Origin of the sequence: Streptomyces sp. NPDC007095, assembly GCF_040634475.1 — a bacterium.
Classification (GTDB): domain Bacteria; phylum Actinomycetota; class Actinomycetes; order Streptomycetales; family Streptomycetaceae; genus Streptomyces.
The window spans coordinates 71,556-96,998 of record NZ_JBEYFS010000012.1 but is presented as its reverse complement, the minus strand read 5'-3'; the positions used below and the strand labels follow the sequence as shown (position 1 = coordinate 96,998).

The window sequence follows — 25,443 nt, the reverse complement described above, 5'->3', positions numbered from 1 at the left end:
TACGAGGGCCTGTGCCCGGCACGCCGAGAGCACGCACCTGACGCCGCAGGGCCCGCCCTCCGGGCGGACGACGGGAATTTGACGACAGGACCTAGCTGGTGCCGGTGGTCACGACGTCGGGGGCCTTGGCGGTCACGACTTCAGAAATGCCGCCAGGCCCTCGAGCATTCGTTCCACGTCGTCCTCGTCGTTGTACGGCGACAGTCCGAGGCGCAGGCCTCCGGTGTCGCCCAGGCCGAGGTGGCGCGATGCCTCCAGCGCGTAGAAGGTTCCCGCGGGCGCGTGCACACTCCGCGCCGCCAGGAAGCGGTAGGCGTCGTCCGTGTCGCGGTCGTCGAAGGTCAGGAGCAGGGTGGGGGTGCGGTCGGCCGCCCGGGAGCGGATCGTGACGCCCGCCAGAGCGGCCAGGCCGTTCTCCATCCGGTCCCGCAGCGCTCGCTCGTGCCGCTCGATCGACGCGAACGCGGACCGCAGCCGGGCGCGCCGGTCGTCCGCAGGACCGGTCCCGAGACCGGCGAGCAGGTCGACGGCGGTGCGGGTACCGGCGAGGAGCTCATAGGGCAGCGTCCCGAGCTCGAAACGCTCCGGGACCGTGTCGGTGGAGGGCAGCAGCTTGTCGGGACGCAGCGTCTCCAGCAGGGCCGGAGCGGCGGCGAGCACGCCGTGGTGCGGGCCGAGGAACTTGTACGGCGAGCAGACGAAGAAGTCGGCGCCGAGCCGTGCGAGGTCCACGAACGCGTGTGCCGTGTAGTGCACGCCGTCGACGTAGAGCAGTGCGTCCGTGCGGTGGACCAGGCGGGCGATCTCCGGGACGTCGGGGAGCGTGCCGATCAGGTTGGAGGCGGCGGTGACGGCGACCAGCCGGGTGCGCTCGGTGAGCAGTTCGCCCACGGCCGCGGGCGGGAGTTCGCCGGTGACCGGATCGAAGTCGGCCCATCGCACTCGGACGCCGGTCCGCTCCGCGGTCTGGACCCAGGGTCGGATGTTGGCGTCGTGGTCGAGACGGCTCACCACGATCTCGTCGCCGGGGGTCCAGTCCTTCGCCAGCGCCCGGGAGAAGTCGTACGTGAGCTGGGTGGCGCTGCGGCCGAAGACGACTCCGGAGGGGTCCCCGCCCAACAGGTCGGCCATGGTCTGCCGGAACTCCGTGACGAGAGCCTCCGCGTTCGCCTCTCCCGCCGTGACGCTCCCCCGGTTCGACAGCGGGCGGGTGAGCGCGTCGGCGATCGCCGCGCCGACCGGCGCCGGCGTCTGTGTGCCGCCCGGACCGTCGAAGTACGCGATGCCGGTCCGCAGGGCGGGGATCTGGGCGCGCAACGCGCCGACGTCGTAGGTCACTCGGGCTCCTTGGGGTGCGATGTCGTCAGCTCGGGAACGACGACGTCAGGCGAGTTGTCCGGGCGGCAGGCCTCGGTAGTAGCTGCCGACCTGGGCCAGGTATACGGGGTCCAGGGTCTCGCGGTCGGTCCGGAAGACGGGTGCCGAGGTCATCTCCTCCCGGGTGCGGGCCATCGTCACCTTCCGCTCCTGTGTGTCGATGCCGGCGACGACACCCACAGGTACCAGAACACTCTTTCCGAACACCCACACGCCGGTGTCGACGATCAGGTGACGCATACCGGAACCGTCGGCCTGTCGGTCCACGTGCCCCATCGTCCCGTCGCTCGCCTCGACGCTGTAACCGGTGAGGTCCAGCCCCTCGGGACTGCCGAACTCCGGTGCGTACGACCAGATTCTGTCGCTCGTCATCCTGTTCCTCCTGAACCGTCTGCGTCGGACTTCAGAACGGCCATTACCCTGCTCTCCACGCCGCATTCGACGGACTGGCGCGGTTCGGCACGTTGCCCACCCCAGTGTCAGCGCCTACGGCTTCGGGTCGCCCAGCCGCCGCCGACACCGGAGACGTGCAGGGCGAGCAGGGCCAGCCCTATGAGCATGACGTTGGTCGACGTGAAGACGTCGTTCGTCGCGAGGTCCGCGGCATTGATCAAGAACGCGATGAACAGCACGATCGCCGCAACGATTCCGAGCATGAGTTCTCCTCTTCCGAAGTGGTGGTGGAGCCCGAGTGCCCCCAGGAATCCTGTCGACACAACTTCGCGTATCGGTGCGGCCACGGAACGGGAGCCGCTCTCCGTGCACCGCTCGCGCGCCGGGAATCCCCGCACACGAGTCCGGACGACCTGGACGGGTCCGAACCACGGGTCCTGCCGTCATCATTGAGCCCATCACCCGGGCCGCGAGTGCTGATCAGACTGCTCCTGTCGCCGCACACGCCCCACCGGCCCGCAGCTCGTCGAAAGCAGACAGCAATGGCACAGACCCTGGCCGCATCGGCCTGTTCCCCCGTCGGAGCCGCTTCGTGATCGCGGCCCGTGTCCCGGGCCTGATCCTGCCCCTGGTCTATCTCTGCGGGCTCGTCGCGGTCCTGCTCTGGTACTGGCGGCACCGCGGCGAGTAGGTCGCGTACGGCGAGCAGCGAGGGGCACGGCCGGCCCCCGGGTGGAGCGACCGCGGTCATCTCCGGGCGAGGTAGCTGCGTACGGTCGTTCCGTTCTCGGCGGTGTGGACGCGTACGAGGTCGGACAGGAAGTGGACGAGGAGCAGCCCCCGGCCGCCGAGTTGGTCCGGGCGCACCGGGCGGCGGCCGGCCAAAGGGTCGGTCAGGTGTCCCTCGTCACGCACCTCGCAGACGATCTGCTCGCTCTCGGCCCAGATCCGCAGCGTCCCCGAACCGCCTCCGTGCACCACGCTGTTGGTCGTCAGCTCCGCGACGACGAGGTTCAGATCCTGCGACCGGGACGGTGCCATCCCCCGCTCCCGTGCCTCACGCAGCGCGAAGTCGCGTGCGGTGGGCAGCAGTCCGGCGGCGAAGCGGACCGTGGCCGCTCCCGGCGGATACGGCAAGGCCTCGTTGTAGCGCGCGAGGACGCGTTCGGGATCGTAGGCGTGGCTGACGCCCGGCCGCCCGTCGCTGATCACCACGGGGTGCGTGGCGTGTGCGTCGGCGATCACGTCGTCGGAGAGGGTTCGGGCGTCGTAGGGGCACAGGATGGTCGCGTCGCGTCCGTGGAACGCCGCGTTGATGAGGGCTTCGTGCTGGACGCAGGCCGGGTACTCGAGCGGCGTACGGCCGTACCAGATCGGCTCCCCGATAATGCGCACAGGGCGTCCGGGGTGGGCGTCGGCGAACGATCGCAGGACGGTGGGAATGATCCGGCCGGGGTTCCGGCCGGCCTGTGTCATGTCGATCCAGCGGACCTCGTCGGCGGCCGGTCCGAGTTCCGCCTTGAGCAGCGCCAGTCGAGACGGCGGTGCCGCCACCGCCACGGGCCGGCCGGTGGCGAGGCCCTCGGACACGAACGGCAACGTCCCTTCCGCGTACTCCTGGTCGGAGCGGTACAGGAGCGCGGGGTGCGCGAACGGCTCCGCCCGGTCTCGGGCGAGGGGCGACCGCGCTCCGTTTTCTCCCTGCTCCATGCCCACTGGCTCACCTCGGATCCCACTTTAGGCGGCGGCGGTTGCCGTCGGTGTGCATCCGGCAGAGCGCTTCGGCGAGAAGCAGTCCTGGACCGACGTCCGGCGGACACGGAACAGGCGCGTTCCGCAGGTTTCGGAAGTTGGATGGCATGACCGGCTTGAGACGGGGCAGACGGGCTCTGTCTTCAATTCCTTCGAACGATTTGGGGTGGACCGCATGGCAGCCGTGACGGCAGCGAAGGCAACCAACACGGCACAGCAGGCAGGGACGGCACAGGAGGAGGCACTCCCCCTGATCGACGAGCCGCTGAAGATCAGCCCGAAGGACGCGCGCGAGCTGTCGCGTCAGTTCTTCGACCGGCTGGCCGTGCTGGAGGAAGGCACGCACGACTACCACTACGCGCGCAACACGCTCATAGAGATGAACCTGTCCCTTGTGCGGTACGCGGCGGCTCGCTTCCGCAGCCGCAGCCAGGACGAGATGGAAGACATCGTCCAGGTCGGCACCATCGGGCTCATCAAGGCGATCGACCGCTTCGAGCTGACCCGCGAGGTCGAGTTCACCTCCTTCGCCGTTCCGTACATCGTCGGCGAGATCAAGCGCTTCTTCCGCGACACCAGCTGGGCCGTGCACGTACCCCGCCGTCTTCAGGAGGCGCGGATCGAGCTCGCCAAGGCGACGGACGAACTGCGCACCCGCCTCGGCCGCACCCCGACCACGCGTGAGCTGGCCGCGCTGATGTGTCTGTCCGAGGAGGAGGTCATCGAGGCGCGCAAGGCCTCCAACGGCTACAACTCCTCGTCCCTCGACGCCGCGCTCACGGCCGACGACGGCGCGGACGGGGAGACCGTTCTCGCGGACTTCATCGGCGAGGACGATCCCTCGCTCGAACTCGTCGAGGACTTCCAGTCCCTGGCTCCGCTGATCGCCGAACTGGACGACCGTCAGCGCCGGATCATCCACATGCGTTTCGTCGAGGAGCGCACCCAGGCCCAGATCGGTGAGGAGCTCGGCATCTCGCAGATGCACGTCTCGCGTCTGATCACCCGCATCATCAGGCGTCTTCGCACCGGGCTGCTCGACCCCGCGGTCGCCTGACATACCCGCCTTGGGTGGCGTTCGTCCAGGGCGCCGCGGGACGGTCCCGCCCGATTTCGGGCGGGACCGTCCTGTGCGTCACCGGGCCGGAGTCCCGGTCGACGCCGTGCTCGGTGCGGGGGCGTACCCGGCGGGCCGGGCGGTGAAGACTCCCCGGCCCCTGGTCCGGCTGCGCAGCCGGGTCGCATAGCCGAACAGCTCGACCAGCGGCACGGTCGCGGTGATCACCACGGCGCCCGACCGCGCGACGGAGCCCGAGACCTGCCCGCGTCGCGCCGCCAGGTCACCGAGGACCCCGCCCACGGCGTCGTCCGGCACGGTGACCGTGACGTCCGCCACCGGTTCCAGGAGAACCATCGCGCAGGCGCGCAGTGCCTCCCGCAGCGCGAACCGGCCGGCCGTCCGGAACGCCCGCTCCGAAGAATCCTTCGGATGGGTCGCTCCGTCGGTGAGGACGACACGCAGCCCGGTGACCGGGTGCCCGCCGAGCGGCCCGTCGGCCAGCGCGTCACGGCACCCGGCCTCCAGTGCCCGGACGTACTCCTGCGGCACCCGCCCGCCGACGACGGTGGAGCGGAACTCGAAGCGCGTCGCGCCCTCGCCGCCGTCGCCGCCGCCGCCGTCGCCGCCGTCGCCGCCCGGAGCGTCCTCCAGCGGCTCCACGTCGAGCACGACATGGGCGAACTCACCGGCGCCGCCGTCCTGTTTGACGTGCCGGTGGACCAGCCCCGCCACCCCCCGGGCGACCGTCTCCCGGTAGGCCACCCTCGGCCGGCCGACCCGGACGTCCAACCCGTGGGCGAGCCGGATCTTCTCCACCGCCACCTCCAGATGCAGTTCGCCCATGCCCGACAGGACCAGCTGGCCGGTCTCGGGGTCGGTGCGCACGACCAGCGAGGGATCCTCCTCGACCAGCCGCGTCAACGAGGACACCAAGAGGTCCGCGTCAGCGCTGCCGACGGCCTCGACGGCCACCGAGACGACCGGATCGGCGACGGTCGGCGGTTCGAGAACCAACGGAGCCCCAGGGGCGCACAGGGTCGACCCGGCGCGGGCCGACTTCAGCCCGGCCACCGCGACGATGTCGCCCGCCACCGCCTGCTCCAGTGGGGCGTGGCGGTCGGCCTGGACCCGCAGGATCCGGCCGATGCGCTCGGTGCGTCCCGTGCCCGAGTCCCACACCGTCTCCCCCTTCCCGATCGTTCCCGAATAGACACGCAGGTACGTCAGCCGCCCCGTGGCGGTCGCGTTCACCTTGAACACCAGTGCCGCGAACGGTGCCGCCGGGTCGGCGAGCCGCTCCTGTTCCGTGCCGTCCCGGGTGCCGCGTATCCCGGGCACGTCTCGCGGCGACGGCAGGTAGGCCACCACTGCGCCGAGCAGTGGCTCGATCCCGCGATTGCGGTAGGCCGAGCCGCACAGCACCACCACGCCGTCGCCGGAACGGGTCAGGTCACGCAGCGCGGCCGTCAGGGTCCGCGCGGAGAGCGTGCCTTCCGCGCAGAACTCCTCGAGCGCGCCGGGGTGGAGTTCCGCCACCGCTTCCTCCAGCTGTCGGCGGCGGCCTTCCGCGGCAGCCTTCAACGCCTCGGGCACCGGGCCTTCCTCGACCTTGTCGCTGCCTTCGGGCCAGACCAGTGACCGCATGCGCGGCAGATCCACCACACCGGTGAACCCGGCCTCCGACCCGATCGGCAACTGGACGACCAGCGGGGCCGGATGCAGCCGCTCCCTGATCGACTCGACCGCGGTGTCGAGGTCGGCACCGGCGCGGTCGAGTTTGTTGACGAAGGCGATCCTCGGCACGCCGTACCGGTCCGCCTGGCGCCACACCGCCTCGCTCTGCGGCTCGACCCCCGCGACGGCGTCGAAGACCGCCACGGCGCCGTCGAGCACCCGCAGGGAGCGCGCCACCTCGTCGGAGAAATCGACGTGGCCCGGGGTGTCGATGAGGTTGATCCGGTGCCCGTCCCAGGCACAGCTCACGGCCGCGGCGAAGATGGTGATGCCACGATCGCGTTCCTGGGGGTCGAAGTCGGTGACGGTGGTGCCGTCATGGACCGCACCCCGCTTGTGGGTGGTCCCGGTGAGGTACAGGATCCGCTCGGTGAGGGTGGTCTTCCCGGCGTCGACGTGGGCGAGGATGCCCAGGTTACGGACGGCGGCGAGCGGGGTGTCGAGGTGACGGTGCAGGTCGGTACGCACGGCCCATGGCCTTTCGGAATGATCCGGATGGGGCGGCGCGATTTCCCGGACGAAGCGGCCCGCGGTCTTGCCACGGTCCGTGCGGGGACCTCCGGCCGCGGCACATCCCCGGCGGGGCGTACGGAGCCGATCTGCCCGGTGACGGGCGGAGAGAGGTCAGATGTTCGTCACGGACCACCGGTGTCGGCCGCGCAGCCGGCACCGGGGACCCGAAGACACGAGGATCACCTCGTACAACGACGGGGGAACGACGACAGCGGTGCGGTGACGCACGGCCCGGCTCCCCTCACTCGTCAGGACGCGCGCCGTGATGTTCCGCAGGTGCGGTGAGCGCGCGTGGTGGGGCGAGTGTAGGGAGCGCGAAGCGGTCGGCGCACCGGAATTACGCTCCTCGCGCCGCGCCCGGTCCCGGAGTTGAAGACTCCGACGGATCCCGGAGTCACAGATCCGGGCCGGTCCCGAGTCGCGGATTCCGGGCCGGTCCCGGAGTCGCAGGTTCGGGGAAGCCCGGTCAGAGCAGGCCGGTGTCGGCCTCCGACAGCGCCCGGGCGAGCAGTCCGTCGGGCGACTGCGCGGGCCTCAGCAGTTCGGCGACGGCCGCCCCCGTGGCGCCGTGCCAGGTTCCGTACCGTCGGAGCATGGCGTGGTCACCGCCCTTGACCAGCAGCACACCCGCGCGGGAGCCGACGGCCCTCGCCCGGCGGACGAACGCGATCGACTCCGACGGATCGGTGACGCGGTCGCGGTCACCGTGGAGCGCTATCACCTTCTTGTCCCGAAGGTGGGCCACCGGTTCGCCCTCCGGACACCAGGGTGCCAGCGCCACCACTCCCCCGACCTGTGTCGCCGCCGCGACGCGCAGAGCTGCCCGGCCGCCCATCGAATGACCCACGAGAACCACCGGCACCTCGCCGACGAGGCGGGCGAGCTCCGCGAGGGCCCGCTGGACGTCACCGACGGGGTCGGCACGTGAACCGTTCCAGCCCTGGAGGCGGTAGCGCACCTGTCCGAGGAAGACCTCGTCGTCCGGCACGGCCGCGGCGACGGCCCGGACAACGGGCCTCATCCGCAGCGCCGCCACGTTCCAGGGCCGTGAGGGGGCCAGGCTGTCGGCCCGGCCCCCGTGCAGGACGAGCACGGCCGCACGCGCCACATCCGCGTGACGGACCGGCAGCAGGGCGGTGCCGACCCCGCCCGGTCCTCGCGTCGGTGTACCAGAGGTCGTTGTCCGCGTTCGGCCCCGCATCACAGCTCTCCCCGTGTCCCGACTCCGCCTGTTGGAGAAGTGTCCCATCGCCCACTGGTCGTCAGTCGCCGGGCGCCGCACGGACGGGTCGCCACCGGCACCGTCCGGGTCACACCTCCAGAGCGGATTCCAGGTGCTCGGGGTTGTGCCCTCGCGAAGACGGAACGGTCCCCGGAGTCGGCGACGCCGGCTGGCGAGAACTCGTCGCACTCTGGCACTCCGGCCACTGCCGGGGCGGCGATCAGCCCCTTGGCGTCCGGCTCATGCTCTTCGTCGCACCCGTACTCATCGGTGTTCTCCACGCGTTCCTCATGTCCCTGCTCCGGGAGCCCACGAGGCGCCGGTTCAACGCCATCATGGTCGCCGGGGCCGGAGCCGCCTATCGCAGCAGTGGCAGCTTCGGCGCCTGGGAATTCGTCTTCACCGCCGCGGTCACCTACTGCGCCTACCGCGGCCTCGACCCGTACGCCTGGATCGGCATCGCCTGGCTGCTGCACACCGCCTGGGACGCCCTCCACTACCTGCGCGGAGCCCCGATCATCCCGTTCGCCACGCACTCGTCCCTCGGCTGCGCGATCTGCGACCCGGTGATCGCCCTCTGGTGCCTGCGCGGCGGCCCCTCGCTCCCCACCCTGATCGGCTCCTGGTTCTCCCGGCGCCCCGCCTCCCCGACCGACGCTTCACACGCCTAGGGCCTGTCCGACGGATGACTCCGCCGCCAGGTCCCGGGCCACCTCGCGGGCCGCGCGGGCCCCCGAGGCCAGGGCCCCCTGGACGGAGCCGGTGGCGCGGTGGTCCCCGCACACATAGCGCCGTGGGCCGACCCGGGCGGTACGGCTGAGCGGCTGCGGGGGCGGCATGGCCGGCAGTGCGTCGGGCACCGTACGAACGGTCAGCAGCTGCCATGGGCCGGTGTCGGTGCCGTACGCCTCGGCGAGTGCTGCGCGCACCTCCGCCTCGCGTCCCCCGTGGTCCTCACCGAGTACCGAAGTGGCGATCAGCGACATCCCGCCGGGTGCGTAGCCGGGCACCACCTCACTCAGGACGCAGGTGTTGAGGAATCTTCTCCTCACGTCCGTCACGAGGACGGGTTCGGCCAGCGGAGAGCGGGGCGCGGCGTGGTAGTACGTCGTCACCGTGCGGTACTCGGGCATCTCCAGTCCGGGCAGCAGTACGGCTGCCTGGCCGGGCCCGGTCGCCACCACCACCGCCCGCGCGGCCAGTTCGCCCCCCGTGCCCAGAAGGACTCCGTCGTCCGTGAGACGGGTCACCGGGGTGTCGAGGTGCACGGCACCCGCGGGCAGTGCGTCGGCGAGCAGTCGCGGCACCGCTCCGATGCCCTCGGCCGGCAGACACAGGGTGCCGCGCAGCATGCTGCGCCAGACGAGGTGGAACACCCTGCTGGACGTCTCGAGTTCGTCCTCCAGGAAGACTCCGGAGAGGAAGGGACGGAAGAACCGCTCGACGAACTCCTCGGAGAATCCGCCGGCCGCCAGTGCGGTGCGGGTGGTGCGGTCGTCGCCGTGTTTGACCGAACGGGCGGGAGCGAGCATGTCGCGGGCCGAGAGGACACCCAGGGCGACCAGGTCCCGGCTGCCCGCGAGCCGTCCCGGACGCAGGTCGCCGAGCCGGCGGGGGCCGCGGGTCGGGTCACTGAAGCGCAGCGGGCCGTCGTCGGTGTGCACCAGGACCCCGTGGGTGAAGGGCCGCAACCGCAACGCGCGCAGTGCGAGACGCCGCCGGACCTGGGGGTAGGAGGTGTTGAACACCTGGAAGCCGCGGTCGATGACGAATCCCTCGTGACGGTCGGAGCGCATTCGCCCGCCGACCCCGTCCGAGGCCTCCAGGACGCGGACAGCGAGTCCCGCCCGGATCAGGTCGCGGGCACAGGCAAGGCCGGCGAGGCCGGCACCGACCACCAGCACATCCGGCCCACCACGGGTGGCGACCATGGGAACACTCCTTCGATCAGCGGCTCCTGCACCGCTACGGTGCCCGGTGCGGAAACGCCGGCACCGCCCTCGAAAGAGGGAAGCACCGGCGGACGAGGCAATGTCAGTGTCCGGACCCGTAGTGTCCGCCGAGCTGATCGCGGTAGTGCGGGTCGCCGAGGTGCTTCTCCTTGTCGAACTCCGGCGCCGACTTGATTTCGTCCTTCGAACGGGCGACGTGGACGGTCTTGTCCTCGTGGCTGATCGCGGTGATCGTCCCGGCGGGCAGCAGGACCTCCTTGCCGAAGATCCAGATGCCGGTGTCGACCACGACGTACTGGGAACCGACCTCGTCGGAGTGCTTGTCGACCTTCCCGATGTGTCCGTCGGTCGCTTCCACCCGGTACCCGGTGAGGTCCGCATCGGGTGTGTGGCCGCTGGTCGGAGTGTAGGCCCACAGATTCTCGTACATGAAGAAGTCCTCCAGCTATGTCGCGATGCGTTTGAAAACACCGGGTGTCCGTTCAGCGCGCGCCGACACTCTTTTTTCGAAGATAAATTCTCAGAGAATTGCGGCTTTCAACCAACAGCGGGAATTCTCCGCGCGGAACAAGGAAACCCTCGGGGTCCGGCGGCCCGCCCGGCCCACCGTGATGCGCCCGGCCGCCGGAAGGAGGAGCGTGGTGGGGTAGGGAGGAGTGCTATGGGCACGGCCGACCACCGGCATCGGGGCCGCGAGTACCAAGGCTGGCTGCGCGGAGCACCACCACCGCGCTGGGTGCGGGTGCTGCCGCCGGCCCTGCTGATGACGGTCTGTGCCGCCGAACTCCTGAGTCGGTACCCCTTGGACATCGGCTTCCTGCTGGGCGCCATCCCGTCGCTCGCCGTGCTCTCCTACGGACCGGTGGCGACGGCCGTCTTCGGTGCCATCATCATCGTGTTCCTGTTCGTACCGCCGCTCCAGCTCAACCATCCGGGCAACACCGACCTGCTGACCATCACGTTCGTCGCGATCCTGAGCGTCGTCATCTCCCTGGTGCGCAGTCGGCGCGACGCCCACCTGGTCACGGTGCGCACCGTCGCGGAGGCCGCCCAGCTCGCCGTACTGCCGCCGCTCCCCGAACGCGTCGGCCCGGTGCGCTGCACGGCGTTCTACCGGGCGGCGCAGCGCGAGACACTGGTGGGCGGCGACTTCTTCGACGTGCGCGCCGGCCCGTACGGCGTGCGGGCGGTGCTGGGCGATGTGCAGGGCCACGGGCTGTCGGCCGTCTCGACCGTCGCCTCCCTCCTCGGGGCGTTCCGGGAGACCGTGCTCGACCAGGGTGACCTGAAGTCGGCCGCGGCCCGCCTCGATCGCCGGCTCGTCGTGGACTCGGCCCAGACCACACACGCCGAACTGTTCGCGACCGCTCTGCTGCTGGAATTCTCGGCCGACGCGGACGCGGTACGCCTGACGTCCTGCGGACACCCGCATCCGTTTCTGCTGCGCGACGGCAAGGCCGTCGAACTCGTTCTCGAACCAGGAGCCCCCCTCGGTCTCGGGTTCTTCGACATCTCTCCGCCGCAGATCTGCACCGTCCGGCTGGAGCGCGGCGACCGGCTGTTCCTGGGCTCCGACGGAGTGAGCGAGAGCCGGGACGAGACGGGCGCCTTCTATCCCCTGGCCGAGCGCCTGACCACGTTGGCCCAGGGAAGACCGGCCGACCTCACCGACCGCGTCTGGGAGGACCTCCTGCGGTTCTGCACCGCGGTGCGCGACGACGTCACGATGCTGGTCCTCACACCTGACGCCCAGGTAGAGCGGGGGTGAGGACGGTTCGCCCGCCCGGACCGCGCGAGGCGGGCCGGACGGGCGAGGCCGGAGGGCGGACGGGTCAGGGGGTGAGCTGCCACTGCTGGATGTAGCCGACGTCGATCGAGGCGGTGTCCTGGACCCTCAGTTTCCAGGTGCCGTTGACGGGTTGCGCGGAGGCGTCGACCGTGAAGGTCTGGTCGACGTCGTCGGCGCTGCCGCCGCTGTGGTTCAGCAGCGAGTAGACGGTGCCGTCGGGGCCCACCAGGGAGACCGTCAGGTCACCGCGGTAGGTGTGGATGATCTTGACGTAGACCTGGGTGGTGGCCGAGGCGTTGCCGGTCCGGCCGGTGACGGTGATGGGTGACTCGACCGCGGCTCCGGCGTCGGGGATGTCCACCCGCGTGCTGTTGGCGTAGATGTCCGCCACCCGCCAGGTGAAGCTCACCGAGACCGACGCTCCTGTGCTGTCGGTGACCGTGACGGTCACGGCGCTGGACCCGGTGGTGGTGGGAACTCCCGAGATCAGGCCGGTGTCGCTGATCGTCAGGCCGTCCGGCAGACCGGTGGCCGCATAGGTCAGGCCCGCGCCGGAGTTGGTGGTGTAGGCGCTGGCCTGGAGGGAGACCTGCTGGCCGACGCCGCTGGTCTGGTCGTCGATCGGCGCCACGTTGACGCCCAGCGCGATCCGGTCGCCGACATGGATCCCGGCCCAGGCGGCGGCGACGGCGAGGTAGGTGTCGCTGTACGCGCCGAAGAGGTCGGCGGCGGCCTGGAGGGTCGCGGTGCGGGCTCCGGCGTAGTTGGTGCTGGAGGTCATGTAGGTGGTCAGGGCCCGGTACCAGATCCGCTGGGCGTTCTCGATGCCGATGCCGGTCACGGGTACACCGTCGTAGGTCGGGCTGTCGTAGGAGACCCCGTTGACGGTCTTGGCGCCGCTGCCCTCGGAGAGCAGGTAGAAGAAGTGGTTGGCCGGTCCGGAGGAGTAGTGGACGTCGAGGCCGCCCAGCGAGGAGTCCCAGTTGTCGCGGGACGCGCCGTCCTTGGAGGGCTTGTCCATGTACCGCAGCGGGGTGCCGTTGCCGTTGATGTCGATCTTCTCGCCGACCAGGTAGTCGGGGACGTCGGCGGACAGGTTGGCGTGGAACTCCACCGCGGCGGCGAAGATGTCCGAGGTCGCCTCGTTGAGGCCACCGGATTCGCCCGAGTAGGTGAGGCCCGCGGTGGCGGCGGTCACTCCGTGGCTCATCTCGTGCGCGGCGACATCCAGGGCGGTCAGCGGGTGCGCGTTGCTCGCGCCGTCCCCGTACGTCATGCAGAAGCAACTGTCGGACCAGAAGGCGTTGACGTAGCCATTGCCGTAGTGCGCGCGGCTGTAAGCGGCCACGCCGTCGTTGCGGATGCCGTTGCGGCCGAAGACGTCCTTGTAGTAGTCCCAGGTGGCCGCGGCACCGAAGGCCACGTCGACGCCTGCCGTCTGCCGGTTGCTCTGGGTGCCGTCTCCCCAGACATCGTTGTCATCCGTGAAGAGGGTGCCGGTGCCGGAGGTGCCCTGGTTCAGGTCGTAGGTGCGGTGACCCGCGCGGTCGCCGTCCACGAGCTGGTACGTGGAGCCGGACGGCGTGGTGCTGAGCGGAACCGATCCGCTGTACTGGCCCGTACCCGTGCCGGTGCGCACCGCCTGGAAGTCGAACAGGGCCTTGCCCGAGGTGGCGTCGGTGATGACATGGAGCTCGCTCGGCGTGCCGTCGTCCTGGGTGCCGCCGACCACCGACTCCCAGGCCAGCACCGGCTCGGCGCCGGCGGCCCAGACGACGAGCCGGGGAGCGCCGTCGACCGCGGGACGCGTGGCGTCGGCCTTCTTCGCGACCGCGAGTGCCTTGTGGGCGGCGATGGCGGACGTGACGCGGGCGGTGGTGGTCGGCACCTTGAGGCTGGCCTTCGTCGCCTCGGACACGGTGGAGAGACCGTTCTTGACGTGCACGACGAGGTCGCCACCGAGGACCGGCAGACCGGCGTAGGTGCGCTCGTAGCGGGTGTGCGTGGTGCCGTCGGCGTCCTTCGCGACGTCCTTGACGATCAGCTTCTCCTTGGAGCCGAGGTCGAGAATCTTCGCGGTGTCGCCGACCGCGGCGGTCGCGCTCTTGAGCAGCGCGGCGTGCGCGGCGGGAGACAGCTTCGCCGGGGCCGCGCCGGCCCGGGGGGTGGCGACGATCTTCGCGTGGCCGCGGTCACGGGGAGCGGCGGACGCGACGCCGGTGTGGAAACCGGCGGCGAGCAGCGTGCCGGCGGCGGTGAGCGCCAACGCCGCGGTGTATCTGCGTCGGTGCGAGGGGCGGTGGGGCGGGAGCAAGGGCTTCTCCTTCTGGCGACGATCGGCCCGTGGTCCAGGCCGGGAGAGCGGGCCGGCAGGGTGTGGCCGGCTGGCAACGCGCTGAGCTGGGAAGGGCACTGCACGAGGTGACCCACGAGGGGTGTATCGGAACTCGGCGGCGCGCGACAGGTGGGGGGTGAAGGAACGGTGAACGTTCAAGAGCAGACTGACATCGCATGCACAGTTTTGTCATGGAGATGACAAAGCAACGGCTGAAATTGGCTATTGCTTCCTGGATGTTCACCCCGGCTCAGGGCGCTTTTCGGCCGGTGCCGGACGGCCCGGGAGGCGTGGGTGACGTGGGTGACGTGGGTGACGTGGGTTCACGGGTACGGAAAGCCGCTCACGCCGGTTCCCGTGGACCGGGCCGAGACGGGGACACTGACCTGACGATGAATCAGCAGAGTAGGCGGGACCAGGGCACGCGCCGCCGGCGGGTGCGGCTCGCGACGTTCAATGTGCTGCACGGCCGGCCGCTGCCGACCGGACGGCCCCTCTCCCCCGCGGTGGAACCGGCCGAAGGACCGCTCGCCCGAGCCGTCCTGTCCCTGGACGCCGATGTCCTTGCGTTGCAGGAACTGGACCGCCTCCAGGAGCGCTCGGGCGTGGTCGACCAGGCGTCGGTCGCCGCCGACGCGGCGGGGCTGCAGCAGTGGCGCTACGCGAGCGCGTTCCACGCCCGTTCCACAGCGGACCGCGGCTGGGTCCTAGACCCGGCCGAGCCGGGTCTGCGGGTGTACGGCCCGCAGGACGCGGACTCGGCCACGGATGTCCCCTCGCACGGGATCGCGTTGCTGTCCCGGTTTCCGGTACGGGAGTGGCGGGCCCGGCGGTTGGCCCCGGCGCCCCTCGGTATGCCCCTGCGGATGGCCGGACGACCCGGGCTCACCCTGGTCCGGGACCAGCCGCGCGCCGCGCTGGCCGCCGTGCTGGAGGGACCGGGCGGTCCGTTCACGGCGGTGGCGGTGCATCTGTCGTTCGTACCGGGCTGGAACGTCGGGCAGCTGCTCGCCATCCGCGACTGGATCACCGGCCTGCCCGCACCTCATGTGCTGCTGGGCGACTTCAACCTGATCGGCGCCCTGCCCAGGGTCGTACTGAACGTGCCCGGGAAGACCCGCGTCCCACCGTCGCCCCGCGGCTGGATCGATCTGGCCCGCGTCCCGACCTATCCCGCGCACCGCCCGGTGGTGCAGTTCGACCATGTGCTCGCGACCGGCGTCGGGGTGGCAGCGGCGAGCGGAACGCGCACGCCCGCGACGGGGATCTCGGACCACCGCCCGCTCGTGCTGGAACTGAACCTGTGACCCCGGCCGTTCAGCCCGGCGTGCCGAGGGCCGCGCGCGTCATGAGGCTGGCCAGGGCCGAGCGGGACGGTATCGCGCTCTTGCGGTAGACGGCGGACAGATGCGTCTCGACCGTACGGCGGCTGAGGTGCAGCCGGGCCGCGATGGCCTGGTTGCTCAGTCCCTCCGCCACCAGCTCGGCGATCTCGAATTCACGGGTGGTCAACTCGCCCAGCTCCGGGGGAATCACCGGGGTGTCCGCGACGATCTGCGGACGTATCAACTCGGCCAGATCCGTCAGCAGACGCGCGCCGCCGCCCGCGGCGATCCGGTGGGCCCGGTGCCACATCACGGCCGCGCGGGGGCCCTGTCCGGAGCGCTTCACCAAGGGAGCGGCGCGCAACAGGGAGTAAGCCTCCCACAGGGTCAGGCCGCAACGGGCGTACTCCTGCGCGGCCGCCTCCAGGAGGCGGACGGCTTCTTCCGAGTCGCCGCGGTGCTCGGCCAGCGCGGCCCGGGCCCGGAGTGCGGCCGCGCGCTGGCCGCCCAGGCCCAGGCGGTCCGCCTCACGTCCGGCCTGCGTGGCCCAGCGTCCGGCCTGGTCGAGGTCACCGGCGGCCAGGGCCGCGCTGACGAGCGTGTCCAGTTGCCCCGGACGGATGGACGGTTGGAGCAACGGCAGTTCACGGCCTCCGCCTGCGGTCGTGATGGCCTGCTCGGCGCGGTGCGGATCACCGCTGACGAACGCCGCGTGGCCGAGCATGCACCAGGCCAGGGCCGACCACCAGCCCTTGCTGCTGCCCGCGGCCACGACGGCTTCCTCGCCGGCCGCGAGCGCGTCGCCGTCTCCCAACGGCCGTATCAGGAGCAGGATCAGCGTCTTGAAGGCGAGTGTGAACGCCAGGAGGTCACTGCTGCCGAGTGTGCGGGCGATCGCCTCCGCCTCTTCGGCCGACTCCAGCGCGGCCGGTAGCCGGCAGGTGTTGAGGTACACGAAGGCTCTGTTCGACAACAGGTGGGGCAGAACGTGGAGTTGACCGCCGCGGCGGGCGATCTCCAGGCCCCGGTCCATGTGCCGCTCCGCGTCGGCGTACCGCTCGATGAGCGTTTCCGCCCAGGCCAGCCAGACCAGTGCCTCGCTCAGATCCGTCAGGTCGGGGTCGGTCAGCGCGTCGGTGAGCCCGCGGGCGGCGTCGGCGAACCGTGCTGCCGCCTCGGTCTCCCCCTCGTAGGCCTCCCCCAGCGACGCCAGTGCCAGGGCCGCCGCCTCGCCCACGGGGTCGCCGTGGGAACGCGCGACGGCGAGAGCGCGTGCGACGTCGGCGCGCACCTCGGGGTAGGACGCGGTCAGCAGGGCGGTCATGCCCAGGGCCAGGCCCAGGGAGACCGCCTGGCCGGGTGGCGGGCCCGGTCGGCGCGACAGCTCCCGGCGCAGCAGGGCGGTGGCCTCCGGTGAGTGCCCGAGGTGCCGTTCCATCACGGCGCACTGGGCGATGGCCTCCGCGCGCAGGTCGGGGTGGTCCTCCCCCGCCGTGGCGATGACGGTGTGCAGCAGGTCCCGGCTCTCCCGGAGGTTTCCGCCGACGCCGAGCGCCCGGGCGCGTGCCAGGACGAGTTCGCCGCGCCGCCGCGCGTGCTCGGGTGTGTCCGGCATGAGTCCGAGCACGACGTCCAGCAGATGGGCGGCCGTGGCCGGCGCGGTGGGCGCGAGGTGGGCGGCGGCTTCGCTCAGTACGGCCGCCGCCTCCGGGTCCCAGCCGGTGAGCGACTTCTCGACGTGGTGCGCACGCTCGGCCGCCGAGGTCCCGCGCCGGGCCAGCTCGTGTGCGGCACGGCGGTGCACCTCCGCGCGTCGCGACGCCGGAGTGTTCTCGTAGACCAGCGCCCGCATCAGGGGGTGGCGCAGCACCCACCGGCCGTCCGCGCCCAGGCGCAGCAGGTCGCGCCGGGCCAGGGCGCCGGTGTGGTCCTCGACGTCCTGCTCCGGCGTTTCGGTCGACACGGTCAGCATCGCCGAAGTGGCGTGGTCGCCGAGCGCGGCGACCGCTTCGGCGATGCGGCGCTGCGGCCCGGCCAGCGCGGTCAGTTCGTCCAGGAGCAGTGATGCCAGTCCGCTCGGCACCCCGAGCGGGTCGGTTGCACGGGGGTGGTCGGTGACGCCGTGCAGCGGGGTTCCGTTGCGGTACGCCTGGAGGAGGGAGAGCAGATAGAGGGGGTTGCCCTCGCTGGCGGCGTACAGCTTCCTGGCCTGGTCCGGGGGGAGGTCGGGGGCGAGCGCCCGGATGGACTCCTGTTCGGGCAGCGGTTCCAACGGCACATGGAGCACGGCGTCGTTGTCCGCGCCCCGGGTGAGGGCGGCGGTCAGCGGTGTCGGTGTCTGACGGCTCCGGCGTGCCACGACCAGGAGCACCCGGCCGCGCGGGGGGTGCCGGACGAGGTAGTCCACGAGTTCCCTGGACTCCGGGTCCGCCCAGTGCAGATCGTCGACGGCCAGCACCAGACCGCCCGCGCCGAGGCGCGTGAGCAGCGCGGCGATCGTCCGGTACAGACCGAAGCGGTTGCGGACGTTCTCGCCCGGCGCGCCGCCCGAGGTACCGACCCGGGAACTCCACACGCCGTGCAGCACCGCGTCCGCCTCGGCCAGGACGGCATGGTCGGCGGATGTCCCGGGGGCGGCATCGGCGAAGGCATCGGTGAACGCCTGGAACGGGATGTGCTGCTCGTACTCCGTGGCTCTGCCGCGCAGCACGGTGTACCCGGCCTGCCGTGCCCGGGCGCACACCTCCCCCAGCAACCGGCTCTTGCCGATGCCGGGTTCCCCGGCGATGTCGACGGCCGTCGGCACCCCGGGCTGCCCGAGGCCGTTGATCACGGCGTCGAGACGCGCCAGTTCCGAGGTCCTGCCGACCAGTTGTGCCACGTTCGCATCCCCCCAAGGCACTGCCTGCGCCCCGTGCGTCGCTCTCTGTCTTCAGCCCAACCCTAAGGTGGGGCACTGACAACGCACGGGCGGGGACTACGTAGTTCCACTGATGTGAACGGCGCCGGCTTCTGCCAGCATCGTCCTCCGCCGCTTTGCCGCTCCTCGCCTGTCCGCGCGGGAGTCCGCGGCACGGTGCAGAAGGAGGACAACCCCATGACGGTACGGCCACCGGGTCCGGGCGACGCCCCGCTCTCCGAGCTGTCGGAGGACGACGACACGGATCTCGCGTGGGTCTCGGTCAGGCCCGACAACGGGACGATCAAGGGCCCGCTCCTCAAGGGTGCGCCCCTCATCCTCATCGGCGCCCTGCGCATGGGCCTGATGATGGCCAAGGGACGTGGCACCTCGGCGGGATCGGGTGGAGCGGGTCTGGTGATCGGGGTGTTGGCGTTCGCCGTCCCGTTGCTGTGGATCGGCGCGCTGAGCGGACTGCGCTGGGCGAACGCCGGCATCCGGCTGGAGGAAGGCGTTCTGACGGTACGGAACCTGTGGAACCGTCGGGTCCTCGACGTACCGGTGTCCTCCCTCACGGGGCTGCACACGGTGCGGCTGCCGCTGGACGGTGTGCACACCGGCCGGATCCTCATCACCTCGAAGGCCGGCAAGCCCCTCGTGATCGACACCCGGCTGTGGGACCCGGAGGGGCTCAAGGAGCTGTGGCGGGGGCTGGGGTTGGCCTTCCAGGACCACGGACGTCTGGACTGGTCCCAGCTGCACCAGCGTTTCCCCGGGGTGCGCATGCCGTGGCGTCAGGTCCACTACGTGGTGTTCACGCTGCTCATCGTGATCGGAGCCATCGCGTACATCGCGCTGATCGTGAACCTGCCCTTCCTCGTGTGATCCGGCGGGCGGCCGACCGTCCGGGGTGGTGGGGACGGTGGGCGGTGCGGGCGGCGAAGGCTCAACGGCCCGTCCGTATCAGGCCCGTCAGGTAGCGCCAGAGCGACGAGCGGCGCTGGACGGCCTGGTCCGCCGCCACCGCCCCGGACACTTCGGGCGTGTCGGAAGTGCCGGATTCCCGGCCCGCGGCCCGCTCCTGCCCTTCCGGTGCCAACGGGGCGACCGGCGAGGCCAGTTCGTACCGTACGGGCAGCGATCGCAGGCCGCGCATGAACGGGGAGGAACGCCAGGGCAGTTGGTCCACCGGGAGCGCGAGTTCCAGGTGGGAGAAGCGCTCGAACAAGCGGCTCACCCCCGCCGCCGCGACCGTCGACGCCAGCTCGCGTGCCGGGCACTGGCGCCGGCCCGCGCCCCACGCGAGGTGCGCCCGGGTGCTGATCGTCGTGTTGGCCTCCACGTGGTCGGCGAAGACGGGATCGGCGTGCGCGGCGGCGGAGGACACCCAGACCGGATCGCCCTCGCGGATCGTGTAGTTGCCGAGGGGAGTGTCCCGGGCCGCGAACCTCGGTACGAAGTTCACCAGCGGCGGTTTGCGCATGACGACCCGGTTCATGGTCTCCCTGACCATCCCGGCGGACAGACTGGCCCGCGCGCCGCCCTCCCCCGCGATGACCTCGACCACGGTGTTGGAGATCAGGATGCCGACGTGGTCGGACGTCATGCCGAGCAGCATGAACAGCTCACGGGCGAGCGCGTCGAGGGAGAGGTCGGGGTGGGCGGCCAGCAGGTAGGAGGGGAAGTCGTCGCCCGGCCGCGTCCGCTTGGCCGCCGCCAGCTCCACCAGGGTCTCCAGCAGGCGTTCCAGGGCGGGTTCCGCGTCCGGCCCCGCGTCGAGCACCCGCCACATGTCCATCAGCGCGTCGTCGCCCTGTGAGCCGGGGAAGCCGAGCAGATGGCTTGCCACCATCAGCGGCAGCGGTCGCGCGAACTGCGCCGACAGGTCGGCCACGCCCGTGCCGCCGCCCTGTCCCAGCAGGGTGATCAGCTCGTCGGCATGGGCGGTGACGGCGGCCTTCAGCCGCTTGGTCTGCGGATGGCGCGGATCCTGGAAGGGCTTGAGCGCCGCGTCCCACGCCGTCCGCAGCGGCTGGTAGCCGGGACCGCCCTGGATCAGCACGTGGTTCACCTCCAGGGAGGGTCCGAGCGGCCAGTCGGCGGGCACCCTGCCCTCCGACCGGGCCCGCCAGTTCTCCAGCCCCTTCGGCCACGCGTCGTCGTCCTGGAGGACTTGAAGCGACTCGCGGTACCCCAGCACCAACCACGCGGGTACCCCCAGCAGATCGACCGGCGCGACCGGGCCGTGCCGCTGCCTCAGCCGCTCGTAGACGAGCGCGGGGCGCGTCTCGTAGTCCCGGGTCAGAAGCGGCTGCGCGGCGATCGCCTCCAACGGCGTGTCGTCCACGTCCATGGATCCGCCGTCCCCCATGTGGGATTCCACCGTTCGCAGCCCTTCGACGCCACCCGCCCCCGGCTCGTAGCCCTTCAATGGCTACGAACCGGTGGCAGACCCTACCCCAGACCGCGCGAACCGGCCGCCGCGGGGCGCCCCTTGGTTCAGGCCGTGACCTGCGCTGGTTTGCCCGGGGTGCGCAGGACCGGGTCGGTGCGCAGCCGCAGGAAGGCCAGACCGAGGGCGACGGCCTGAAGCGCGGCGCACACCGCGATGACGTAGTCGAGAGCCCACGGTGAGGTGAGGGCGACCACGATGCCCGCGAGCGGGAAGGGCAGCAGCAGAAGCAGGATGGTCAGGGAGAGGGTGCTGCCGAAGACCGCGGCCGGGATGAGCAGGGAGCGCAATGTGCGCAGGACGACGGTCAGGCCGCCGTCGCCCGCCATGAACAGCGCCATGAGGACGACGTACGCGGTGTACGTGGGCGCGTGGGCCAGGGCGAGACAGGCCGCGGACGCGACGGTGGAGCACACCACGCCGACCCCCCACAGGCCCAGCCGGTTGAGCGCGAAGCGGCAGACGGTGACCGTCAGGAGTGTGGAGGCCGCGGCTGCCGACCAGAGGGTGCCGACGGCCGCGGGGGACAGACCGAAGCGCTCGACGACGATGATCGGGCTGGCGGACTGGAGCAGCCCGAGGGCGAGGTTGGAGACGGTCAGGCCGCCCACCAGCCAGCCGAGCGCCGGCAGCGAACGCAGCGTCCGCCAGCCCGTCTTGAGGCCCGCTCCCCGCTGTGTGGTGCCGGGCTGGGAGCCGCGCAGGGGGGTCGGCGGGGTCTGCAGGGCGAGAGCCGCCGCCAGGCACGACAGCACGCTCAGAACGGCGAGCATCTGGGTCGGTCCCGCCAGCAGCAGGACGCCGCCGAGCGCGGGTCCGGTGAGCGTCGCCGTCTGGTCGATGCCGATCAGGACGGCCTGAACCTTGTGTGCCTGGGTGTCCGAACGGCGGCTCACGATCGCGCCCACGGCTTCGTTGGCGATAAAGCTGAACTGCGTCAGGGTGCCCGTCGCGGCGGCCAGCGCCATCACGACGAATGTCTGCGCCGTCCCCCGTTCCAGCATCGTCAGCGCGACGCTCCCGCCGGCCACGAGGACCGCGCGCGCCGAGGAGGCGAGGAAGAACACGATGGCGGCTCCGCGCCGGTCGACCAGGTCACCGGCGAGGCCGAAGGCCGCCACCCGCGGTATCCATTCCAGCGCGAAGGCCAGCCCGGTCAGCGAGGCGGATTCGGTCGTGGCCAGCACCAGGAGCGGCATGGCGTACGTCGACATGGAGAAGGCGAGTGCGTCGAAGGCCCGCGGTGCGTAGACCCGGCGGAGCAGGCTGCCAGGGGGTACGGCGGCATGCCGACCGGCCGGTCGGCCCTCGTACAGTTGAATGGTCACGGAGTATGGGGGGCTTTCACTCAGCTGTGATGGGGAACGCCCGACGGGCTCGAAGGACCCTCAGGCGGGCAGGTGCACGACGGTCATCGAGCCGGAGAGACACCCGCCGTCCAGGGCGTGTCGCCCTGGCGGCGGTCCGCTCGACACGGCGCCTACGGGGTGGCGTGAACCGCTTCGCCAACAGGACCGGTGGAGACCTCGCCGCCAGGACCGGCGGAGAGAAGACTGCTCGTCCATGCCATGGCGCGATGTCGGGTCACACGAACTCCGCTCGGAACTTGGGCGAGTCGGGAAACGGGCATGCGGGATGAATCGACACGACCGAGACCGGGGAAGGAGGCATCGACGCAGGCCTTGTTTAGGCATCAACATCTGTGCAGCCACAAGGTAGCCGAAACTTTCGGATCACCCGAAAGCGTAATCAGCCAAAGTCACAGACCTACGGCTGAATATGACATCAGCAACAGCGGGGCCGTGCAAGAGGTGCGCCGGATCCCTCCAGGCCGTCGTACGGGACTGTGCGCACAACGGACGCGCCGGTCGGGGCCGGTCTCCGGCTTCCGACGTGTCAGCATGGGCCGGTGACCGAGCCGTTGCCCTGGCCCTGTGGGGCATCACTCGGGGTGCCGACGGCGACATCGGTGCCCACTTCCTCGCCCCTCCCCTGGTGAAATCGCGCATGCCGGTTTGCGGTGTCCGCCTCCTGGCCACACGGTGAAGAAAGGCATGTCGCCGCACCCCACTCGCCTGCGGCCTCAAGGAAAGCGACTGTGATGATGAAGGGCAATGCCAGAACGAAGCAGCTCAGGGGCAAGATGAGGGAGACCCTCGGCAAAGCCCTGGGCAACAAGTCCATGCAAAGGACGGGCCGCGGAGAACAACTGCGCGGAAAGGCCCAGGAGATGACCGAGAAGGCCGCGGGCCAGATCCGCCAGCGGACCAAGCACTGAGGACGACGGCCCGGCCGTCCCGGATACGGTCATCGGCGCCCCGGGCCGGGCGGGGTCTTCAGCACCCTGGGACTCGGTCCTCATCGTGGTCACGCCGACCACCGTGACGGTGCCGCTCGGCCCGCTCACGGTGACGAACCGTGTCCCGGCCTGCCGGCTCCATCGCGGTGGTCGGCGCCCTGCGAGGTCAGCGGTCCGGAAACGGCGCCGGCGACGCCCCCTTCATCTCGGAGGCGTGCGCGACCACGCCACCGAGGAGGGTCCGCGACGCGCCGCAAGCTCCGCCCGGGTCGGGCCGGAACCCCGCGCCGGAGGGCGCGCAGGACCATGACTCTTCAGGCAGGACCATGACTCTTCAGCATCCCGCCGACCGCGGCGGTGCCGGACGCGGCAGGTTCGAACGACTCGCGGAGTCGGTGTCGACGTTGACCAGTTCACCGGCCTTCTTCGTCTTCTGTCTCGCGCTGGTCGCCTTCACCGTCGCCGTGCACATCGCCGGAATCGCGACGGAGTGGCTCCTTCTCGCCGGCGGCTCCATGACGGCGGTGACGCTGCTGCTCCTCGCGCTGCTCAAGAATTCGGAACTCCGGGCCGAGCGAGCGATCCAGCGCAAGTTGGACGCCATCGCCGCCGCTCTGCTCGAAGCGCAGGAGGGTGAACCCGGAAAGGCGCACGAGAACCTCAGGAAGGTGATCCGGATGGAGGACGAGATCTGAGGGGGCGACTCGTTCCCCGGGCGGGCCTACGCGTGCGTCAGCCGAAGCCGTAGATCGATCTCCTGGTCGCCGGAGGCGGACCCGGACACCTGGACGCCGAAGGCGGACGTGAGGGTCTGCCGCAGCCGGTCGACCGCCACGGGACCGCCTTGGAGCTCCACGGTGACGGAACCGTTCAGGGAAAGGTCCGACGGGAGCGCGGCGTCGCGCGCGTCCCGCCCGACGAGGAAGGCTCCGGTCCAGGTGTCGGAGCGTGCGGCGCTGTCGTGCCGTGGCATGTCCTCGCCGCTCTCCGCGGCGAAGCGTGTACCCAGGACGCGCAACACGGTGTCCGCGTCCGCGACCGAGCAGGCGTCCAGGACGACCTGCACCAGCTCCGGGGAAGAGGCCGGCCGATCGGTCGGGTCTGGGGATGACGAAGTGCCGTGCGCGGTGTCGGTGTCGTGCGCCGTGCTGTTCATGGTGTCCTCTCACGTCTCCTGGTCGGGCCCGGCACCGGCGGAGCGGGGCCGAACCGCGTGCGGGTCGCGTTCTCGTCAGAGTTCGCGCAGGGCGGGCAGCAGCGTCTTCTCGGCCCCGGCGATGAACGGGAGTTGCTGGTCGCCGCCCACCTGCACCAGGGCGATCTCGGTGAAGCCCGCCTCCACGTAGGGCCGGACCGCCTCCACGAAGGTGTCGACGTCGTCGCCGCACGGGATGGCTCCCGCGGTGTCCTCCGGGGTGACGTACCGGGTGGCGCCCTCGAAGCCCGAGGGGCCCGGCAGTTCGGCGTTGACGGGCCAGCCGCCGAGGGCCCAGCGGAACTGTTCGTGCGCGCGGGTCACCGCGGCCTCCCGGTCCGGGTCGTAGCAGACGGGCAGCTGACCGACGCACGGTTTGCCCCGGCCGCCGCTTCGGTCGAAGGCCTCGATGAGTTCCGGCTCGGGCTCGGTGGCGATGACGAGATCCGCGAGCCGGCCCGCCAGGGAACAGGACCGCTTGCCGGATACGGCCACCCCGATCGGGGGCGGTTCGTCCGGCAGGTCCCACAGCCGGGCGTTCGCCACCTCGAAGTGCGTGCCCTGGTGATGCACGTTGCCGCCCCGAAGAGCTCGCGGATGATCTCCACGGCTTCTTCAAGCATCTCCAGACGGGTCCGCGGGGAGGGCCAACCGCCGCCCACCACGTGCTCGTTGAGGTTCTCGCCGTGCTCGTTGAGGTTCTCGCCGTGCTCGTTGAGGTTCTCGCCCGAGCCGAGCCCGAGCCGGAACCGGCCCTCCGAGAGCAGTTGCAGGGTCGCCGCCTTCTGCGCGACGACGGCGGGGTGACAGCGGCTCGTCGGGCAGGTCACGTACGTCATGAACGGCATCCGCACCGTCGCCTGGGCGGCGGCGCCGAGCACGCTCCACGCGTAGGGGGCGTGCCCCTGCGACTCCAGCCAGGGGAAATAGTGGTCGGACGTGACGGAGAAGTCGAAACCGACTCGCTCCGCCTCGACCACGTGTTCTACGAGGTCGCGGGGGCCGGCCTGCTCGGTCATCATCGTGTATCCGATTTCCACCATATCCTCCGCATTACCCGTAGCCATGATCCGAAACATCCGACCGCTGCCACAGGTGCCGTCGACCAGCGGCCGGACCCCTGTCAGCAGGTCGGCCAGGCGCGCC

Annotated in this window: 20 protein-coding genes and 1 pseudogene; 7 read left to right on the top strand and 14 right to left on the bottom strand. The window is 71.0% G+C overall.

Annotation, left to right across the window (positions count from 1 at the left end; translation table 11 throughout):
- Positions 1–132: 132 nt before the first annotated feature.
- From ABZ656_RS06810 to ABZ656_RS06795, 4 genes are all read right to left on the bottom strand, one after another.
- The gene (locus ABZ656_RS06810; protein WP_101406808.1) at positions 133–1,338 is read right to left on the bottom strand and encodes a cysteine desulfurase-like protein; all 1,206 of its coding nucleotides are present in this window, start codon (positions 1,336–1,338) and stop codon (positions 133–135) included.
- Positions 1,339–1,383: 45 nt separating this feature from the next.
- Entirely contained in the window at positions 1,384–1,749 is a 366-nt protein-coding gene (locus ABZ656_RS06805; protein WP_360265273.1) for a PRC-barrel domain containing protein, read from the bottom strand.
- Between the two features lie 107 nt (positions 1,750–1,856).
- Positions 1,857–2,033: a hypothetical protein gene (locus ABZ656_RS06800; protein ID WP_180362654.1), complete on the bottom strand. Its 177-nt coding sequence runs from the start codon at positions 2,031–2,033 to the stop codon at positions 1,857–1,859.
- A 484-nt stretch (positions 2,034–2,517) separates the two neighbouring features.
- Positions 2,518–3,480: a sensor histidine kinase gene (locus tag ABZ656_RS06795; protein WP_101406810.1), complete on the bottom strand. Its 963-nt coding sequence runs from the start codon at positions 3,478–3,480 to the stop codon at positions 2,518–2,520.
- 217 nt (positions 3,481–3,697) lie between these two features.
- Between ABZ656_RS06795 and ABZ656_RS06790 the strand changes: the two genes are divergently transcribed.
- Entirely contained in the window at positions 3,698–4,579 is an 882-nt protein-coding gene (locus ABZ656_RS06790; RefSeq protein ID WP_101408358.1) for an RNA polymerase sigma factor SigF, read from the top strand.
- Positions 4,580–4,657: 78 nt separating this feature from the next.
- Here the strand turns inward: ABZ656_RS06790 and fusA are convergent, their stop codons facing one another.
- Complete coding sequence (fusA, locus tag ABZ656_RS06785; RefSeq protein ID WP_360265269.1) at positions 4,658–6,784, bottom strand: elongation factor G; 2,127 nt, start codon at positions 6,782–6,784, stop codon at positions 4,658–4,660.
- Between the two features lie 511 nt (positions 6,785–7,295).
- Positions 7,296–8,030: an alpha/beta fold hydrolase gene (locus ABZ656_RS06780; protein ID WP_360265266.1), complete on the bottom strand. Its 735-nt coding sequence runs from the start codon at positions 8,028–8,030 to the stop codon at positions 7,296–7,298.
- A 263-nt stretch (positions 8,031–8,293) separates the two neighbouring features.
- On the opposite strand from ABZ656_RS06780, the gene ABZ656_RS06775 reads away from it, so the two are divergent.
- Positions 8,294–8,722 (top strand): DUF6010 family protein, encoded by a 429-nt coding sequence (locus ABZ656_RS06775; protein ID WP_101406813.1) that lies wholly within the window; start codon positions 8,294–8,296, stop codon positions 8,720–8,722.
- Here the strand turns inward: ABZ656_RS06775 and ABZ656_RS06770 are convergent.
- Both ABZ656_RS06770 and ABZ656_RS06765 read right to left on the bottom strand, forming a co-directional pair.
- A complete protein-coding gene (locus tag ABZ656_RS06770) occupies positions 8,711–9,982 on the bottom strand; it encodes an NAD(P)/FAD-dependent oxidoreductase (RefSeq protein WP_101406814.1) in 1,272 nt (423 codons plus the stop codon). The genes ABZ656_RS06775 and ABZ656_RS06770 overlap by 12 nt on opposite strands.
- A gap of 103 nt (positions 9,983–10,085) precedes the next feature.
- A complete protein-coding gene (locus ABZ656_RS06765; RefSeq protein WP_101406815.1) occupies positions 10,086–10,433 on the bottom strand; it encodes a PRC domain containing protein in 348 nt (115 codons plus the stop codon).
- Positions 10,434–10,664: 231 nt separating this feature from the next.
- On the opposite strand from ABZ656_RS06765, the gene ABZ656_RS06760 reads away from it, so the two are divergent.
- Entirely contained in the window at positions 10,665–11,771 is a 1,107-nt protein-coding gene (locus ABZ656_RS06760) for a PP2C family protein-serine/threonine phosphatase (protein WP_360265261.1), read from the top strand.
- Between the two features lie 64 nt (positions 11,772–11,835).
- On the opposite strand, the gene ABZ656_RS06755 is transcribed toward ABZ656_RS06760, so the two are convergent.
- Complete coding sequence (locus tag ABZ656_RS06755; RefSeq protein ID WP_360265258.1) at positions 11,836–14,106, bottom strand: M4 family metallopeptidase; 2,271 nt, start codon at positions 14,104–14,106, stop codon at positions 11,836–11,838.
- Positions 14,107–14,519: 413 nt separating this feature from the next.
- Between ABZ656_RS06755 and ABZ656_RS06750 the strand changes: the two genes are divergently transcribed.
- Positions 14,520–15,434 (top strand): endonuclease/exonuclease/phosphatase family protein, encoded by a 915-nt coding sequence (locus ABZ656_RS06750; RefSeq protein WP_360265255.1) that lies wholly within the window; start codon positions 14,520–14,522, stop codon positions 15,432–15,434.
- A gap of 10 nt (positions 15,435–15,444) precedes the next feature.
- On the opposite strand, the gene ABZ656_RS06745 is transcribed toward ABZ656_RS06750, so the two are convergent.
- On the bottom strand, positions 15,445–18,333 hold the full coding sequence (locus tag ABZ656_RS06745; RefSeq protein ID WP_360265252.1) for an AAA family ATPase: 2,889 nt from the start codon (positions 18,331–18,333) through the stop codon (positions 15,445–15,447).
- A 216-nt stretch (positions 18,334–18,549) separates the two neighbouring features.
- Between ABZ656_RS06745 and ABZ656_RS06740 the strand changes: the two genes are divergently transcribed.
- Positions 18,550–19,236 (top strand): hypothetical protein, encoded by a 687-nt coding sequence (locus tag ABZ656_RS06740; RefSeq protein WP_101406818.1) that lies wholly within the window; start codon positions 18,550–18,552, stop codon positions 19,234–19,236.
- 61 nt (positions 19,237–19,297) lie between these two features.
- On the opposite strand, the gene ABZ656_RS06735 is transcribed toward ABZ656_RS06740, so the two are convergent.
- The gene (locus ABZ656_RS06735) at positions 19,298–20,722 is read right to left on the bottom strand and encodes a cytochrome P450 (RefSeq protein ID WP_360265249.1); all 1,425 of its coding nucleotides are present in this window, start codon (positions 20,720–20,722) and stop codon (positions 19,298–19,300) included.
- Positions 20,723–20,850: 128 nt separating this feature from the next.
- Complete coding sequence (locus tag ABZ656_RS06730) at positions 20,851–22,131, bottom strand: MFS transporter (protein ID WP_101406820.1); 1,281 nt, start codon at positions 22,129–22,131, stop codon at positions 20,851–20,853.
- Positions 22,132–22,904: 773 nt separating this feature from the next.
- Here ABZ656_RS06730 and ABZ656_RS06725 point away from each other — a divergent pair.
- Together ABZ656_RS06725 and ABZ656_RS06720 are read left to right on the top strand one after the other, a co-directional pair.
- A complete protein-coding gene (locus ABZ656_RS06725) occupies positions 22,905–23,081 on the top strand; it encodes a CsbD family protein (protein WP_101406821.1) in 177 nt (58 codons plus the stop codon).
- A 347-nt stretch (positions 23,082–23,428) separates the two neighbouring features.
- Entirely contained in the window at positions 23,429–23,797 is a 369-nt protein-coding gene (locus ABZ656_RS06720; RefSeq protein WP_360265244.1) for a low affinity iron permease family protein, read from the top strand.
- A 26-nt stretch (positions 23,798–23,823) separates the two neighbouring features.
- On the opposite strand, the gene ABZ656_RS06715 is transcribed toward ABZ656_RS06720, so the two are convergent.
- Together ABZ656_RS06715 and ABZ656_RS06710 are read right to left on the bottom strand one after the other, a co-directional pair.
- Complete coding sequence (locus tag ABZ656_RS06715) at positions 23,824–24,258, bottom strand: hypothetical protein (RefSeq protein ID WP_101406823.1); 435 nt, start codon at positions 24,256–24,258, stop codon at positions 23,824–23,826.
- A gap of 75 nt (positions 24,259–24,333) precedes the next feature.
- Positions 24,334–25,340: pseudogene (locus ABZ656_RS06710) on the bottom strand (LLM class F420-dependent oxidoreductase).
- Between the last annotated feature and the right edge of the window lie 103 nt (positions 25,341–25,443).